Consider the following 15,558-nt stretch of genomic DNA (forward strand, 5'->3'; position numbering starts at 1 on the left):
CAGGTGAATATTGTTTAGTGCCTGCTAAGGTGCCAGTCTTTGCTTTATTATTCCAATTTGAAAGAGTTTGCATTGAAATGCCAAGTTGTCTGGCTGTTTCCGATACATTGCCTTGATTGGCTTCAATCAATTTTATTGCTTCAACTTTAAATTCTGCGGTGTAAGTCTTCTGTTTCTTGCTCATGGTAAACTCCTGATGAGTGTCTATAGTTTACCAAGTTAAAACCTCCTGTTTTCTCAGCACACATCAAATAGCTTATGGCTTATTTAAGGATACCTAGCAACAAGAAGAATCTTGTTCAATCATTTAAGCTGAACAATCGCCTGGATTATCGTACAACCCTGTTCAGAAGATAAGCTAAGTTCCGCCCCTATGCGTTCTAAGCGCATTTTCATGCTGCGCATCCCAATACTTAATCCCTGTTGCGCCACGCAATCCGTATCAAAACCCACACCATCATCTTGTATGGTTAAAATTAACTGATTTTCCAAAAGATAAGTCATCGATACTTTTACATTTTTTGCCTGACTGTGTTTAATCACATTGGTCAAGCTTTCCTCTAACACGCGAATCAAGGTCAAACACTGTAGCGCTGTGGGTACGGCCTGCCATTCCCGCGGAAAAGCCCATTTAGAATGAATATCTAATTCATCCATCAACTGGCTAAAACGGTGTCTGACCGGTGCCACCCACATAACAGGACTGACGGGAATTTTATTATCCGCAGATGAGCCGCTATCAATAATTTGCCTTAAATCATCTCTTAATAATTTGAGCATCGATAAAAATTGCTGATTCGGAATATCATGTGCACTTTGATCCACTAAAATCATGGAACGCACCAGTGATGCGCCCAAACCATCATGTAAATCATGGGATAGATGTATTCTTTCCTGCAAGCGGACATTTTCAAGCTCTAACTGATGTTTTTCATTCAGGCTTGAACTTAAGTCTTCACCAGCCTGTTTAACTTTAACTTCTAATGCTGAATTAAAGGTTTCTACTTTTTTTACATTTCTTGCCAATCTCGTGCCCAATATGACCACCACAAAAAAGGTAATAACCGGTCCGGTATAGGGAGATAATGGCCGTGCATCAGATATGGATTCCGACAATAACAATAAAATATCGAGTACAGCAAAGCTGAAAATTCCGCTTAGGCAAATCGCTAAAAAAATATAATCTGATCGTCGAGATTTAATGGCCCGATAGCTAATATATAAATAGGTGAGGAAAAATAAGCCCACATAGATTAAAAATATTAATGGAAAGACCAAATAAATAGAGTGTTGAGGCGTAAGAAAAATACCCGCGATGACAAGTCCGGTCACAAAATAAATCGAAGCTTCAATTTTGGCTAAATGGGTTTCAATAAATCGAAGTAAATATATACAGAAACTCAGGATATACAGGACAAAGAAAGCCAAATTTGCTTGGGTTGCCATTAAACTGGTTGGATATGGAAATGTTTCTGTTGCCAGCACATTGGAAATAAACAACACCCACAACAATGAACTTAATGCGAACCATCCAAAGGTGGTTTCTTTGCGTCTTAATGACCAGATCACAAGACAGATGATGCCAAAAGTGACCGATAAAATAAGGTTTATTTGAAATAAAGTTCTACGGTTCCAAATTTTGCTTTGATGGATTTCATAATTGCTTTGCACATTGTTAAAGGAGATATTACCAAGCCCTGGAGATTGAAAAGCAAAACCATTCACATAAATCAAGATTTCATTTTGATCAGATCTTAATCCCGATACGGGTAAAATCCAGTAACGTGGCATATTCCAACTTTTAGACAACGGTTCCTGTAAATTTTGATCCCGCCAGAGTAAATCCCCATTTAAAAAAACCGCACCCGCTGAATTAATATAATCAATTGAAACAGCAATCGGCTCTGCTAACCTGGCATTATTTTCACATGACCAGTTCCATTCAATCTTATACCAGACACCACCATTATAATTTTTCCAGTGATCGGTCCATTTATCTGGCAATTGTACCGGTTGCCAGCCTTGCTTGGGCAAAACGGTCTGTGAAGGCGTTTTCACCGCAGAAACAGAATTGATATATACAGAACATTGCTCATTAATACTTTGATTTATTTCTGCATAAGTAATGCGGCTGAATAAACTCAGCAAAAATATGCAAAATAAATGCAGTATGCAGTGCTTCATAAAATCCCTAAGGATCGTGCCGCACTGACCGCTTTGGTTCGTTTTGTCACCGCCAATTTTCGGTAAATATGTTTAATATGACTTTCAACCGTATATTTAGAGACAAATAACTGTTCTGCTATTTCTTTATTACTCATTCCTTGGGCGACCAAGTCTAAAATTTCTGTTTCACGATTGGTCAAAAGTGCCGCTTCAGACTCTAATGATCTATCCTCATTTGAGCCTGTAATCACGGAAGCTGAAATCTGCTTTAAAATTTCTTGTGCAATAAAAGGATCAATGGGTGCGCCGCCGCGCAAAATGCTGCGAATGGATAAGCGCACTTCCGCATCATCCCGTTCTTTCAAGACATAACCTGTAGCGCCCGCTTTAATCGCTGCAAATAGACTTGCTTGCGTACTCCACGCTGAAATGACCAGAATTAAGACACTGCTATCGAGACTACGCAGCTTTTCTATCAGTTCTATCCCGTTGCCATCCGGAAGTCCGAGATCGACCAATGCCAGGGAAATTGGTTGTTGTTCTATTTGCAGGAAGGCCTGTTTTAGATTTTTGGCAAAAATGAGCACATCATTGTCATAGCCCAATTCGGTCAATATATTTTTTAATCGCTCACAAATGAGATCTTCATCTTTAACAATCAAGACTGGTACAGGTAAAATCGTTTCTATTCCCGACACACACTACCCCTTTTTTTTATTGGCCCAATTTAAGGGAAAAACCATTAAAAAACATCCCTAAAACCAAGTAATTTGATAACTTTTATATTAATAATTAAAATTCTATTTGAGTACTTTAAGACTTATTCTCTTAATTTAACACGATAAAATAAAAATGCTCATGATTCAATGCATGATTAATACTTGATCAATAAATTAAATCACTTTAATAAAATTCAGTTTGTATGATTGGCGAAGTTAAAGAAAAATTGATTGAGATAAAAAGAAACAGCTGATCTCGCTGTTTCTTTTTGCAGTTTTGATTATTCAGCTATATTGTTTTTTCAAATATTTCACAATATCCGCTGACTCAAACATTTTCACTCCAGTATTCGGGTCGACCAAATAAGGAACCTGGATATCACGCCCCATAAGCTCAACCACTCTTTCGCGCTTGCCTCCTTTTAGAGCTTGATATTTTCCTGGCTTGAGGCGTAAAGCTGCTGGCCCCATATCTTGCCAGCGCTCTTTAGGGACATTATGGAATATGAATGGAAGCTCCAGTTCAGTTAATACCCCACGTACAACGCGTGTAAATGGACTCGCTTCAAAACCCCATAATTCTAAAAGTTGTGCTGGTGCTTCACGATCCGTAATTTTTTTATTAATCCAGACCCCACGTGCGCCATTAATCATAGTTCCAGCAAAGGCAGCCACAGGAATTTTGGGATACTGGGCAAATTTTTTCGGTGTTTTTCCAGTTTTGCCATAATGTTTAAATAAATAATGGATGATCTCTTGTGACTCATACATTTGAGTACCCGAGTTTTCATCAATAAAAAATGGAAACTGTTTTTTTCCACCTTTTTCTTTGACAATTTTTCGGTACTTCTGTCCACCTTTTGGACAAGGATAAACTTCATAATCCAAATTCAACAAAGTCATGACTTCACGTACACGACGGCAAAATGGCGAACCTTCAAACTCGTAAAGTTTGAGTGATTTTTCCGGCTGTTTCGGAAATGCAGTACCACTGACTCCGCGTCCACCTTCAGTCAAAGCTGAAGCTAAAGCCTGTACAACTTTAATTTGATGATTCACCATTTTTATCCTTATGCAATTGTCGTTATAAATCGACTAGTTTTTCTTTTGCGACCACAATGCCATTGTTATCTGCGTAGATATAATCGCCAGAATTGATAGTTACCCCACCAAAATACAAAGTTAAATCAACCTCGCCTATGCCTTTGCGATTACTTTTTTGTGGAATTGCAGCCAATGCATGCACGCCCAGATCCAATTCGGTAATTGCATCTACATCGCGTACACAGCCGTAGATAACCACACCATTCCAATGGTTCTTAACCGCTGACTCTGCAATCATATCGCCCATCAAGGCACAGCGCATTGAAGCCCCGCCATCTACCACCAGCACTTTACCGGTACCATCAGTCGCCAGAAGCTCTTTTACCCGGGAATTATCTTCAAAGCATTTAACCGTCACGACCTGACCCGCAAAACTTTTACGCGCACCATAGCTTTTAAAAAATTTACCATCCATGGATGGTGTCACCACTTGAATGTCTTTCTCTGGATTGTCATCAAGTAAATCGCAAGTTACAAATGCTGCATTAGACACTTTTCAGCTCCCTCATTTAGAATTTTGTATGCGTAAATTATCATAAATTTCAAAATTTTCAGTTTGAGTTTGCGCTGCCTCGACCATAGTATGAGCTACTTGCGCTGCTGTCACTGGCTTATATTTGAATGAGTCGGGAACCAAATGCGAGAATTTCTGATAGAGCTTTTGACTCAGGTCTTCCAGACTTCGTTGTTCTGGACGCTCCCCTAACAGTAATGAGGGCCGCAGTATTGACACACATTGCAGATTTAAACTCTGGATATGCTTTTCCAGTTCACCTTTCACTCTGTTATAGAAAAAATTTGAGTGGATATTTGCTCCCATCGCGCTGATCAGTAAATAATGTGTATCAGTCGATTCAAACAAGTCGGCAAAATGTACATTAATTTCATAATCAATATCATGAAATTTTTGCTTGGATCCGGCTTTCTTCAGCGTTGTCCCTAAACAGCTGAATGCATGGCTATATCCATTCACATCTTCATCATTGAGTAACAGAAAATCATCCAGGATGAATTGCTGTACTTTTTCTAGGCGTTTGAGTGCAGAATCTTCATGACGGACAACTGCGGTAATTTTCTGGCAACTTTCTGTACGATTAAGTTGGTTTAGTAGCTCACGACCTACTAAACCCGTTGCTCCAATCACAATTGCACTTTTAATTGATTTAGTCATTTTTTAAGCAATCTCTTTAAGTTATTACTAATCTAACGGTTTCTTTAGAATTTTTATGCATCTAAAATGTTGTCAAAGCAAGTCAAGACTTGACTTAGCCTCATAGTTTAATCACAATATGGCACTTGTTTACGGGCTGGTGATAATTCTTCTGATGAAGGTTTTCAGTTGCAATTTCAGCCCGCCCAGACCAATCTAATTCAAGGAGTGCACGAGTGGCAAACTCTGCTCAAGCTAAAAAACGTGCTCGTCAAAACGTTAAAGCACGCAAACACAACGCTAGCTTACGTTCTATGGTTCGTACTTATCTTAAACGTACAATAGCTGCAATCGCTGCTGGTGATTATGCTGCTGCTTCAGAAGCATATAAAACTGCGGTACCTGTAATTGACCGTATGGCTGATAAAGGCATCATCCATAAAAACAAAGCTGCTCGTCATAAGAGCCGTTTGAATGCACAAGTTAAAGCTTTAGCTAACTAATTTGTTGTATTGAAAAAAGCCCGTTAAGGGCTTTTTTTACGCCTGAAATTTATCACTCATAAGTAAAATATATAATTTTTTGCCCTTCAGACAATTTAGCGGATGAAGATTAAATGGTAGTGAGTTGAAAGCTTATGATGAAAAGCTGCTTAAACCACTTATATAACAATTATAGAATGAATAAATAATTCTAATCCTACTCGTATAGTTGAATTTATGGGTACTTTTTATCGTTTAAGCTGCTCTGTTTACCTAAAGCAATACATGTTTATTTTCCGATCAACTCTTGTAGATGATTAGTTAACAATCAAATGAATTCTAAGAATATTCCATAAAATACTATGTGTTCTAACTGCATGTTCTAACTGCCTCACAATTATCTTTAGATACTAATATTAGATAGAAATTAATTGGAGAAAAGCCATGTTAAGAAAAATTATTCTAGCCACAAGTATAGTCTCTTCTTTAGCGTTGGTGGGCTGTAACACATCCATGCCAAATCCATCTACCGATCGAAATTTAGCTCAATTGCAAAATAGAAATTGGGTCTTAACGGAAATCAATCAAGTCGTTTATAAAGCTGACCCGGCCCAGTCTGCTGTTCCCACCATAAAGTTTGATAGCAGTGAAGTAAGCGGCACCGATGGCTGCAACCAATTCATGGGCGGTTATGCCGTTATGGGAACTCAGATTAAATTTGCAAATCTAAAAGCAGTAGAAAATAACGTGTGTTCAACTACGACCGATTTGCCTCAAAAGTTTTCCCAGGCATTAAGTCAGGTGGTTAGCTATGACGCTAGCAGGACAGAATTAAAGTTACTCGATAGCAATGATAGAGTAGTGGTTAAGTTTAAAAATCATAGATAGATATAAATTAGCCCTCATTTGAGGGCTTTTTATTTATTAAAGAGGGATTTTTTATTTATTAAAATAGTTTTAGCTAAGCAATAAAGCATCAATAACAAGTCTGAATATTTGGATTAACCATTTATCCTTTTCAGGATCACAATAAAAAAATACTGAATAATTTTTTCATTGGGCATATATTTATTTTCTATAAAACAGAAATAGGGAGAATATTTATTTATATGAAATATGGCTATTTATAACTTTAAGTTTAGAAAGTTCACTTAATATATTCACTTCAATTTAGCTTCTATTAATAATACAGCTCAGATATTTAAAATTGCGGAAAAAATAGATGGGTCATTTTCAAATGTAGAACTATTAAAATATAAAACTATATAAATAGACTTTTGAGGTGAGTTAAATTTTGATTGTTAGAATTGACTGTCTTATTTTTCTAATTTTTGAAATTCCCGAATCGAAAGTTCATTGATCTGACCGCGCCAAATCCATTTGAGTTTCGACTCTAGAAACTTATCGCCTTCAAACCAGACAAACAGCCCTTCCATCATTTTTGGCCAATCCTCTCGAGTGATGCTATGACGCCCAGAAATCACCGCAATGATTGCCGCTAAAATCGTATCGTGGCTTACCGCCAGACTTAAACCAAAATGATCTTGCGGATGAGTGTTATAAATAAGCTCTAGCACATCGACCACGCCCGTAATCGGATGTTTCATTCCCGGCAAGGCATTATTAACAAAACTATTGATAAAGCCTAAAGCGCCCTGTTTTCTAAAATATGGACCTGCCTGTTTGATATCCAGTACAAAACTTCCCGGCTCAACCAGCAAGCCTTGCTCGACGATTTCAATACAATGGGTATTTTGGGCAAGCGTACTGGAATCTGCACCCTGAATCATTAAAGCTGCCGTATCGACACAGCGTTGAATTGGGCTTGAAATACAGTGCTGAATACTTCGGTCTGTATTCTCAATTAAATAGGTACCCCAAGCCTGTGCCAAGTCACGACCTTGTGAGGTTAACTGTAAATCGTAGCCAGCCAACCCCTGCCCAGCCACAACTTCTCGAATAGAGTGGCGAGTAAATAAAGTTACAGGTGTTTTTGCATCGGGCAATAAATCAATTGCCTTCAGCATGCTTGCAGGGAGTAGGTCTAACGCCATGATCCAGCCAAAAATTAAACATGGTTCGGCACACTATAGCATGTTAGAACATCAGCTCAATGCATGTTCGCCATAAGTCCTAGAGCCTGGAATGCTAATTTTTTCATTTCGATATTCTTAAACGCAATAAAGCCACCGTTCAACAAATTATCTCGCTGATTGTATAAAAATGGTCGCCCCTGCAAATCAACCAAGCCACCGCCAATACGTTCAATCAGACATTGACCTGCGCTGGTATCCCATTCACTGGTTGGATGGAAACGTGGGTAAATATCGACTTTCCCTTCAAGCATCATGCAAAACTTATAGGCACTGCCCGCTTTAAACTCTACAACTTCAACCTGCTGTTTTAAGATATCCAGGTATTCAGCGTATTTAGACCTGCCTTGACTACTTTGACTTAAACCCACTTGAATTGCTGTGCAAGGTTCATCTTCCACATATTCCAGCCATTGCCCGGTGCGAGTCTCAAATTTCAACGGGACGCCCTGCTTCGGGCAAATATAGAGCGTCTGCTCGGCCGGAATGGCCAATATTGCAAAAGTGGTATGTGCGCCCTCAACCAGACTTAGGTTAATGGTAAATTCAGGCCGTTTATGCAGAAACTCTTTGGTTCCATCTAAAGGGTCCAGCAACCAGAATTTTTGCCATTGCTTGCGCCCGGTATGGTCACCTTCTTCTGACAATAAAGCGATCTGTGGAAAACTTTTTTGTAATGATGTGCTGATAAAATCATTGACCCGATAATCGGCTTGGGTCACAGGAGAATTATCAGTTTTCTGCTCGACATCAAAAGCTCCACCTGCACAATAGGCCTGATATTCCACTCGCAAAATTTCACATGCCTGTGTCACAATGGGTACAAGCTGTAAAATCAAAGCATCTTGTGGTGCTGTTGTTATTTTAAACATAGATTACCTGTATATGCCGAATTACTCAGAAAAACCAACCATCATCTTTGACATGGATGGCACGCTCCTTGACCTTGCTTATGATGATTTCATCTGGAATCATCAACTTCCGATTCGATATGCGGCCACGCATGGCTGCACGCTCGAACAAAGCACTGAATCGCTATTTCAGTTCTATCAGCAACATAATCATACCCTAAATTGGTACTCAACCCGGTTCTGGAGCGCAAAAGTTGGTGTCGATACATTGGCACTGCAACACGAATTTAAACATAAAGTTGCGCTGCGTGCAGGCTGCTTAGCGCTGCTCAATTATCTAAAAAGTAATGGCTACCCATGCTGGATTGCCACCAATGCAGACTGCGAAGGCTTAAAGTTTAAACTGGAACAAACTCAGCTGGCTGATTATTTTGATGTGATTATCAGCAGTGAAACTATCGGTTATGCCAAAGAGTCGATCGAATTCTGGCAAACACTACAAGCACTCCACCCATTCCCAATCAATCAAGCCTATTTTATTGATGACACAGAAAAAGTACTCAATAGTGCAAAAAAATTTGGTATTGGCAATTTAATTACCATTGCCCAGCCCTCATCTAAAGGAAAGATACGGACTGAAAGTCCTTATCCTATTTTACAAGACTTGACCAATTTAATGGTCATGTTAGAACAAGCTGAGGATCTGAAAAAATATGCCTAATCCTTCTCAACAAAATACTGTTGAAAGCATGCGTGTTGATAAATGGCTGTGGGCGGCACGTTTTTTTAAAACACGTTCCATATCTAAAGCTGCCATTGAAGGCGGAAAAGTCCACCATAATGGTGAACGCGTCAAAGTTTCCAAAGAAGTTCGTGTTGGAATGGAACTGACCATTCAGCAAGGTTTTGATCGAAAAACCATTCTGATCAAAGCACTGTCAGCAAACCGTGGGGCAGCTCCCATTGCACAGCAACTGTATGAAGAAACAGAAGTCAGTGTTGCACGACGAGAGTTGCTTACAACACAAAGAAAGTTGCATAATCTAGCCCGACCTGAACATCGGCCAAGTAAAAAAGATCGCCGACAAATCAGTAAATTTAAACAAGATAATGATCAACAGTTTGGCCAAGACTGGTCTTACAGCGATTAGGGTCTATTGACTCTTCGTCTATGTTTGCGACGACGCATATTTTTTAGCTGATATGAGGCGTGGAGCAGGAAATTTAGTCATTCTAAATGACTGCTTCGCAACGATATAGCAGCAAAAAATATGCTCGTCCTGTAAGGCTGTGGCTAAAATTATCTCAGATTTCGTTATGAAACTTAAAAATAGTCTCGCTATTCTCTTCGTCTCATGCCTCATCTGCTCAATTTTAGCCTACAGCGCAAGCCATTTATGAAATGTCAACAGACCCCATTTAAGCGTCATATTCTGTCGTACTCGACCGGATTGATATAGAACATAAAGAATGAATCTGTCACTATACTTGGGTGGAACACGTTTTAAAGTAACTCATCCACTTAAGTTAATATTTTTGTGACATCGTTTTGAGGTTGTGAGATGGATGATAATAAAAGTAAGGCGCTAAATGCTGCCCTAAGCCAAATTGAAAAACAGTTTGGTAAAAATACAGTAATGCGTCTTGGTGATAACACCGTACTGGCTGTTGAAGCGGTGTCTACAGGTTCTTTAACACTAGACATTGCACTCGGTATTGGCGGCTTACCAAAAGGTCGTATCGTGGAAATCTACGGGCCTGAATCTTCAGGTAAAACCACGATGACTTTGCAAGCAATTGCACAATGTCAAAAAGCCGGTGGTACCTGTGCCTTTATCGATGCCGAACATGCGCTTGATCCTCAATATGCACGCAAGCTGGGTGTAGACCTCGACAACCTGTTGGTTTCTCAGCCAGACAATGGTGAACAGGCACTTGAAATTGCCGACATGCTGGTTCGTTCTGGTGCGGTTGACATGATCGTTGTCGATTCCGTAGCTGCATTGACCCCTCGCGCAGAAATTGAAGGCGAAATGGGCGACTCACACATGGGCTTACAGGCACGTTTGATGAGCCAGGCATTACGTAAAATTACCGGTAATGCAAAACGCTCTAACTGCATGGTCATCTTCATTAACCAGATTCGTATGAAAATTGGTGTAATGTTCGGTAGCCCTGAAACCACAACCGGTGGTAATGCACTTAAATTCTACGCTTCTATACGTCTGGATATCCGTCGTATTGGTCAAGTGAAAGAAGGCGATGAAATTGTCGGTTCTGAAACACGTGTTAAAGTCGTGAAGAACAAAATGGCACCTCCGTTCAGAGAAGCATTATTCCAGATTTTGTATGGTAAAGGCGTGAATCAGCTGGGTGAACTGGTTGATCTTGCAGTTGCGCAAGAGCTGGTTCAAAAAGCAGGTGCGTGGTATTCATATCAAGGTAATAAAATTGGTCAGGGTAAAAACAATGTTATCCGCCATTTAGAGGAAAACCCTCAAATTGCACAGGAACTTGATCGTCTTATTCGTGAAAAGCTGTTAACACCTGTAACCAAACCAATTGAAGAGAAAGACGAAGAAGAGCCAGACTTGCTAGATGCTTAAATAGCATGATGTTAAAGTCGAATTTTTCAAGTTAAACTGTAAAACGCCCTACGGGGCGTTTTTTATTTGATGTGATCGATACACAATATGAGTAATCCAAAATTTCCCAAAATGCTTGACTATGCAGCCATCAAACAACAATTTGATGACTCATCGACAGAATCAACATCAGAATCATTCTCCGCTCCCATAGAATCAAATGCATTACACTTTGAAGATGATCCCCAGCCCAAGCCAAAAGGCCTGACAGGCTCTCGTTTACGTTCTTATGCATTTGCAGTACTGACACGCAGAGAATACTCAAAAGCCGACCTGATTGAAAAGCTTGCGCTATATGCCATGGATCGTGATGAGGTTTTAAAGCTGGTTGATGAGCTGGCAAGAGAAAACTATCAAAGTGACCAACGTGTCGCAGAAATCATGCTATCTAGTCAAAAACGTAAAGGCAAAGGTCCCAACCGGATTAAGCTGGCGTTAAAATCAAAAAAAATTGATGCGAGCTTAATTCAGGAAGAATTAAAAGAAACCGATTGGAATGAACAGGCGTATCAACTGAAAGTAAAAAAATATGGCGCAAAAGTAGAAAAAGAGCCAAAACTAAAAGCCAAGCAAATTCGCTTCTTGATGTATCGGGGTTTTGAAATGGATGCGATTATTAAGGCAATTACAAGAAAAGAAGATGAGTTTTAAAAGAAGGATAAGATAAGAATTATTATTTTAGAAACTGGTGGCAACCCCACTAGCAAAACTTCGGCACATCATAGTTCTGTTACCGTTGCTACCTTCCGGTCCTGGCGGGGTTCACAGAGTACAATTGCGAAGCCACCAGCGGGGCTACCATTGCAAGATCAGAGTATAGAGATTTTTATTTAACTTGCAAGCCTTCAAATCAATTTTCGAGCCACATCGCTTTTATTTGATTATTAAAAAAACGATATTGATTAAAAACAGCATTTTTGTATATTTTTTATCAAGACTATCAATTACTTTAAACCTACCACAAGTTTGTAAATGCATATTGCATTTCATGGCATGGACGTTTTTAATGTGGTCAGATCTTTTAAACAGGTGCATTCTAAATGTCGCAAATTTTGAATATGCCTAAGAATACGAAATGGATGTTTTTATGATGCTCAAACAGCATGCTTTATGTGTACTCGCCTTACTTAGCTCAGCTTCACTTTATGCCAACATTCCAATTGAATCTCGTGGTTTAAGTCAAACCAGCATCGAACCCAGTGCAAATAATGTCGCAATCGATTCAGGTGCCACCACTGCCAATGTACCGACCAATCTAAATTGGCAAATCATGCAGAAAAATCAGCAATTAGAAAATGATGTTCGTGCGCTGCGTGGCAAAATTGAAGAACAAGACAATGAAATTGAAAAGCTTAAACATGAACTCACCAATCGCTATACTGACCTGGATCAACGCCTAGAACTGTTGCAGCAAAAAGTGGATCCGGAAAGCGCAGCGCCAGAGGAGGATAACCAACTGGATACTTCTCCCAGCACCGTAAATACCCCAACTCCAGTAGTAGCGGCCAAGCCAGCCAATACTCAGCCAGCAGCTGTCACGACTCAAGCGAATGCAACAAATACTCAATCCGCCTCTTCGGCTGATCTGGACAAAGCCGCTTATACCGTTGCTTTAGATGCCTACAAACAAGGTGGTGCAAAGAAAGCCATTGCACCGATGAAAAACTTTATCAAAAATAATCCCAACAGTGTTTATATCAGTAATGCTTATTTCTGGTTGGCAGAATTCAATTTAGCCATTGAACCCACCAACTACACTGAAGCGAAAAAGAATTATAATATTGTGATCAATCAATATCCGAATTCAGCTAAAGCAGCTCGAGCGCTCTACCAGCTTCACAGTATCGCCAAAGATGTAGACCACAATACAACGCTCGCCAACCAACTTAAAAGCAAACTCGTCAAAGACTATCCAAAGTCTGAAGAAGCGGGCTATTTCAAGAAATAAAAATACAAAAAAAGACACCATAGAAGGTGTCTTTTTTATGCAGCAGCATATTCAATTAACGAACAATACCACGCTTGGATTGTTCTAAAGAATCAATCAGCAACTGAACCTCTGGAACTTCAGGAAGAATTTCCGCACGAATCTGTTGAATCGCCTGTTCAGTGGTTAAACCCGCTTTGTAAATCAATTTAAATGCTTGGCGTAATCCATGGATAACATCCTTAGACCAGCCTTTACGACGCATGCCTTCTACATTCATCGCGAAAGCATGTGCCGGATTACCTGAAACCATCACATAAGCAGGTACATCTTTTAAAATTAAAGAAGCCCCGCCAATCATGCTAAAAGAATCAATTTTACAGAATTGATGAATCCCTGAGTTTCCACCCACCACTACATAGTCACCGACATGAACATGTCCAGCAACACCAGCATTATTGGCAAAAATATTATGGTCACCCACTACACAGTCATGTGCAATATGAGTATTCACCATTAATAAATTATGGCTGCCAATTTTAGTGATGCCCTGATCTTGGGTCGTACCACGATGTAAACTACAATGTTCACGAATCGAGTTATGATCGCCAATTTCAAGCCAGGTTTCTTCGCCAGCATATTTTAAATCCTGACATACTTCACCCACACTCGCGAACTGGAATATTTCGTTGTTTTTCCCAATGCGAGTATAGCCACCAACAACTACATGTGAATGTAGCTTGGTGCCTTCACCAATGCTGACCTGTGGCCCAATAATACAATAAGGACCAATTTGTACATCTGAAGCAATAACTGCAGATGAGTCAATAATGGCGGTTGGGTGAATTAAATCGTTATTACTCATGCCTGCTCTATTTTCTGATGCGAAACCATAATTTCCGCGGTAGTTGCTACAACGCCATCAACAGTGGCTATACAATTATATTTGTAAATCCCACGTTTGTGCATAACCAGCTCAGATTTTAAAACGAGCTGGTCACCAGGAACAACTTGTTTTTTAAAGCGGACTTTTTCTGCACCCGCAAAAAGAAACAAAGAACCTTCACTTGGCTTTTCATTATTCATGATAAAACCAAGTATACCAGAGACTTGAGCTAATGCCTCAACAATCAGTACCCCAGGCATAATTGGATAACCCGGGAAATGTCCCTGTAAAAACTCTTCATTGATCGAAACATTTTTATAAGCAACGATACCATTTTCGGTCACATCAACGACTCGATCGACCAATAAAAATGGATAGCGGTGAGGTAAATATTCACGAATTTGTTGAATGTGCATTGGCAATTCAGGCTTCGTAAATGCAGGAGTATTCGACTCAGTCATCATATTCTATTTACGCTTAAAAGTTGATTCAAGGGACTCTATTTGAGCCTGTATATGATCAAGCCGTTTCACCAATTGGGTCAATGGCACATCTGCTAATTGTTTAAAGCGTACAGCAGCGCGTTTCCAGTGCAAACTTTCCAGCATTGGTGTACCAGAAGAATAACTTCCTGCTTCAGAAATATTTTTTGTGACCATTGACATGCCGGTAATTGTGACATTATCCGTAATATTAATGTGTCCTACTACCCCTACTGCACCTGCAAATACACAGTTTTTGCCAATAGTTGTACTACCTGCAATCCCGCATTTTGCTGCAAGTGCTGTATTGGCACCAATCTTGACGTTATGCGCAATTTGCACAAGGTTATCAATAATCACACCATCTTCTAAAATTGTGTCGTCTAATGCACCACGATCAATACTGCAATTTGATCCGATTCGGACGTCATTCCCAATTTTAACTGAGCCTAATTGTGCAATACGATTCCATTTGCCTTGATAAGGTGCAAAGCCGAAACCTTCCCCACCAATCACCGTATTGGCATGAATACGTACTCGATCGCCTACTTTAGTTTCACCCGTTAAAGTGACGTGCGAATCAATAAAACATTGTTTGCCAATTTCTACATCATCGTCGATTTTAACCTGGGACTGAATGACGGTTTCATCACCCACCACACAGTTCTCGCCAATAACCACGTAATGCCCAATATAAGCACTGTCGGAAATAATGGCAGAAGGATGAATTTGAGCTGTACTTTCGATGCCCTGTTGGGTATGTTTTTTCTCGAACACATGGGTCAAAATTGCGAAAGCAAGATAAGGATTATCAACCACAATAAAATTATTATGTGTATCTAACTGTGATTTTAAAGCTGCAGTAACAATTAATGCACCTGCCTTTGAGGCACGTGCATGATCTAAATATTTTTCAGCATTTACAAATGCAATATGTTTGGCTTGAGCGACATCTAAGCTTGCCAATCCTTCTAGGGTTAAATCAGATTGACCGACATACTCGCCTTGTACAAGGCGAGCAAGATCTTCTAAGCGAAATTGTCTAGGATTCAT

Annotated in this window: 18 protein-coding genes and 1 other RNA gene; 7 read left to right on the forward strand and 12 right to left on the reverse strand. The window is 39.7% G+C overall.

All coding sequences use genetic code 11. From position 1 onward, the window contains the following. The 6 genes from E0H81_RS14215 to E0H81_RS14240 all read right to left on the reverse strand — a co-directional run. The coding region (locus E0H81_RS14215; RefSeq protein WP_165492633.1) for a transposase at window positions 1-184 on the reverse strand (184 nt) is incomplete at its 3' end. A gap of 119 nt (window positions 185-303) precedes the next feature. Further along, window positions 304-2,184 carry a sensor histidine kinase gene (locus tag E0H81_RS14220; protein WP_131319801.1) on the reverse strand — a complete coding sequence of 627 codons (1,881 nt, stop codon included), beginning with the start codon at window positions 2,182-2,184 and terminating at the stop codon, window positions 304-306. Then, window positions 2,181-2,864, reverse strand: a complete 684-nt coding sequence (locus tag E0H81_RS14225; protein WP_131319803.1) for a LuxR C-terminal-related transcriptional regulator — start codon at window positions 2,862-2,864, stop codon at window positions 2,181-2,183. Before E0H81_RS14225 ends, E0H81_RS14220 begins: the two co-directional genes overlap by 4 nt. A gap of 306 nt (window positions 2,865-3,170) precedes the next feature. Continuing rightward, window positions 3,171-3,947 carry a glutathione S-transferase N-terminal domain-containing protein gene (locus tag E0H81_RS14230; RefSeq protein WP_131319805.1) on the reverse strand — a complete coding sequence of 259 codons (777 nt, stop codon included), beginning with the start codon at window positions 3,945-3,947 and terminating at the stop codon, window positions 3,171-3,173. A gap of 22 nt (window positions 3,948-3,969) precedes the next feature. Next, window positions 3,970-4,482, reverse strand: coding sequence for a ribonuclease E activity regulator RraA (rraA, locus tag E0H81_RS14235; RefSeq protein ID WP_131319807.1), 513 nt, complete (start codon window positions 4,480-4,482; stop codon window positions 3,970-3,972). A gap of 12 nt (window positions 4,483-4,494) precedes the next feature. Next, complete coding sequence (locus tag E0H81_RS14240) at window positions 4,495-5,160, reverse strand: NAD(P)H-binding protein (RefSeq protein ID WP_131319810.1); 666 nt, start codon at window positions 5,158-5,160, stop codon at window positions 4,495-4,497. Window positions 5,161-5,375: 215 nt separating this feature from the next. Between E0H81_RS14240 and rpsT the strand changes: the two genes are divergently transcribed. Together rpsT and E0H81_RS14250 are read left to right on the forward strand one after the other, a co-directional pair. Next, complete coding sequence (rpsT, locus tag E0H81_RS14245) at window positions 5,376-5,642, forward strand: 30S ribosomal protein S20 (RefSeq protein ID WP_131266479.1); 267 nt, start codon at window positions 5,376-5,378, stop codon at window positions 5,640-5,642. A 423-nt stretch (window positions 5,643-6,065) separates the two neighbouring features. Next, window positions 6,066-6,509, forward strand: a complete 444-nt coding sequence (locus E0H81_RS14250; RefSeq protein ID WP_131319812.1) for an META domain-containing protein — start codon at window positions 6,066-6,068, stop codon at window positions 6,507-6,509. 428 nt (window positions 6,510-6,937) lie between these two features. On the opposite strand, the gene E0H81_RS14255 is transcribed toward E0H81_RS14250, so the two are convergent. Beyond that, on the reverse strand, window positions 6,938-7,675 hold the full coding sequence (locus E0H81_RS14255) for a histidine phosphatase family protein (protein ID WP_131319814.1): 738 nt from the start codon (window positions 7,673-7,675) through the stop codon (window positions 6,938-6,940). A 56-nt stretch (window positions 7,676-7,731) separates the two neighbouring features. Continuing rightward, window positions 7,732-8,586, reverse strand: coding sequence for a 3'(2'),5'-bisphosphate nucleotidase CysQ family protein (locus E0H81_RS14260; protein WP_131319816.1), 855 nt, complete (start codon window positions 8,584-8,586; stop codon window positions 7,732-7,734). A gap of 13 nt (window positions 8,587-8,599) precedes the next feature. On the opposite strand from E0H81_RS14260, the gene E0H81_RS14265 reads away from it, so the two are divergent. From E0H81_RS14265 to E0H81_RS14280, 4 genes are all read left to right on the forward strand, one after another. Continuing rightward, window positions 8,600-9,286 carry an HAD-IA family hydrolase gene (locus E0H81_RS14265; protein WP_131319817.1) on the forward strand — a complete coding sequence of 229 codons (687 nt, stop codon included), beginning with the start codon at window positions 8,600-8,602 and terminating at the stop codon, window positions 9,284-9,286. Further along, a complete protein-coding gene (locus E0H81_RS14270; RefSeq protein WP_131319819.1) occupies window positions 9,279-9,716 on the forward strand; it encodes an RNA-binding S4 domain-containing protein in 438 nt (145 codons plus the stop codon). The genes E0H81_RS14265 and E0H81_RS14270 overlap by 8 nt, the downstream gene beginning before the upstream one ends. Window positions 9,717-10,127: 411 nt before the next feature. Next, the gene (recA, locus tag E0H81_RS14275; RefSeq protein ID WP_067724567.1) at window positions 10,128-11,171 is read left to right on the forward strand and encodes a recombinase RecA; all 1,044 of its coding nucleotides are present in this window, start codon (window positions 10,128-10,130) and stop codon (window positions 11,169-11,171) included. Window positions 11,172-11,258: 87 nt separating this feature from the next. Further along, complete coding sequence (locus E0H81_RS14280; RefSeq protein ID WP_131319821.1) at window positions 11,259-11,861, forward strand: regulatory protein RecX; 603 nt, start codon at window positions 11,259-11,261, stop codon at window positions 11,859-11,861. Window positions 11,862-11,905: 44 nt separating this feature from the next. Here the strand turns inward: E0H81_RS14280 and ffs are convergent. After that, window positions 11,906-12,002: signal recognition particle sRNA small type (gene ffs / locus E0H81_RS14285), an RNA gene on the reverse strand. Between the two features lie 295 nt (window positions 12,003-12,297). On the opposite strand from ffs, the gene E0H81_RS14290 reads away from it, so the two are divergent. Beyond that, a complete protein-coding gene (locus tag E0H81_RS14290; RefSeq protein ID WP_131319823.1) occupies window positions 12,298-13,158 on the forward strand; it encodes a YbgF trimerization domain-containing protein in 861 nt (286 codons plus the stop codon). A 55-nt stretch (window positions 13,159-13,213) separates the two neighbouring features. On the opposite strand, the gene lpxA is transcribed toward E0H81_RS14290, so the two are convergent. From lpxA to lpxD, 3 genes are read right to left on the reverse strand one after another with little or no spacing between them, the layout of a single operon-like run. Next, window positions 13,214-14,002, reverse strand: a complete 789-nt coding sequence (gene lpxA / locus E0H81_RS14295; RefSeq protein ID WP_131319825.1) for an acyl-ACP--UDP-N-acetylglucosamine O-acyltransferase — start codon at window positions 14,000-14,002, stop codon at window positions 13,214-13,216. After that, a complete protein-coding gene (fabZ, locus tag E0H81_RS14300; protein WP_171458399.1) occupies window positions 13,999-14,484 on the reverse strand; it encodes a 3-hydroxyacyl-ACP dehydratase FabZ in 486 nt (161 codons plus the stop codon). Before fabZ ends, lpxA begins: the two co-directional genes overlap by 4 nt. A gap of 6 nt (window positions 14,485-14,490) precedes the next feature. Then, complete coding sequence (lpxD, locus tag E0H81_RS14305; protein ID WP_131319827.1) at window positions 14,491-15,558, reverse strand: UDP-3-O-(3-hydroxymyristoyl)glucosamine N-acyltransferase; 1,068 nt, start codon at window positions 15,556-15,558, stop codon at window positions 14,491-14,493.

Origin of the sequence: Acinetobacter terrestris, assembly GCF_004331155.1 — a bacterium.
Taxonomy (GTDB): Bacteria; Pseudomonadota; Gammaproteobacteria; order Pseudomonadales; family Moraxellaceae; genus Acinetobacter; species Acinetobacter terrestris.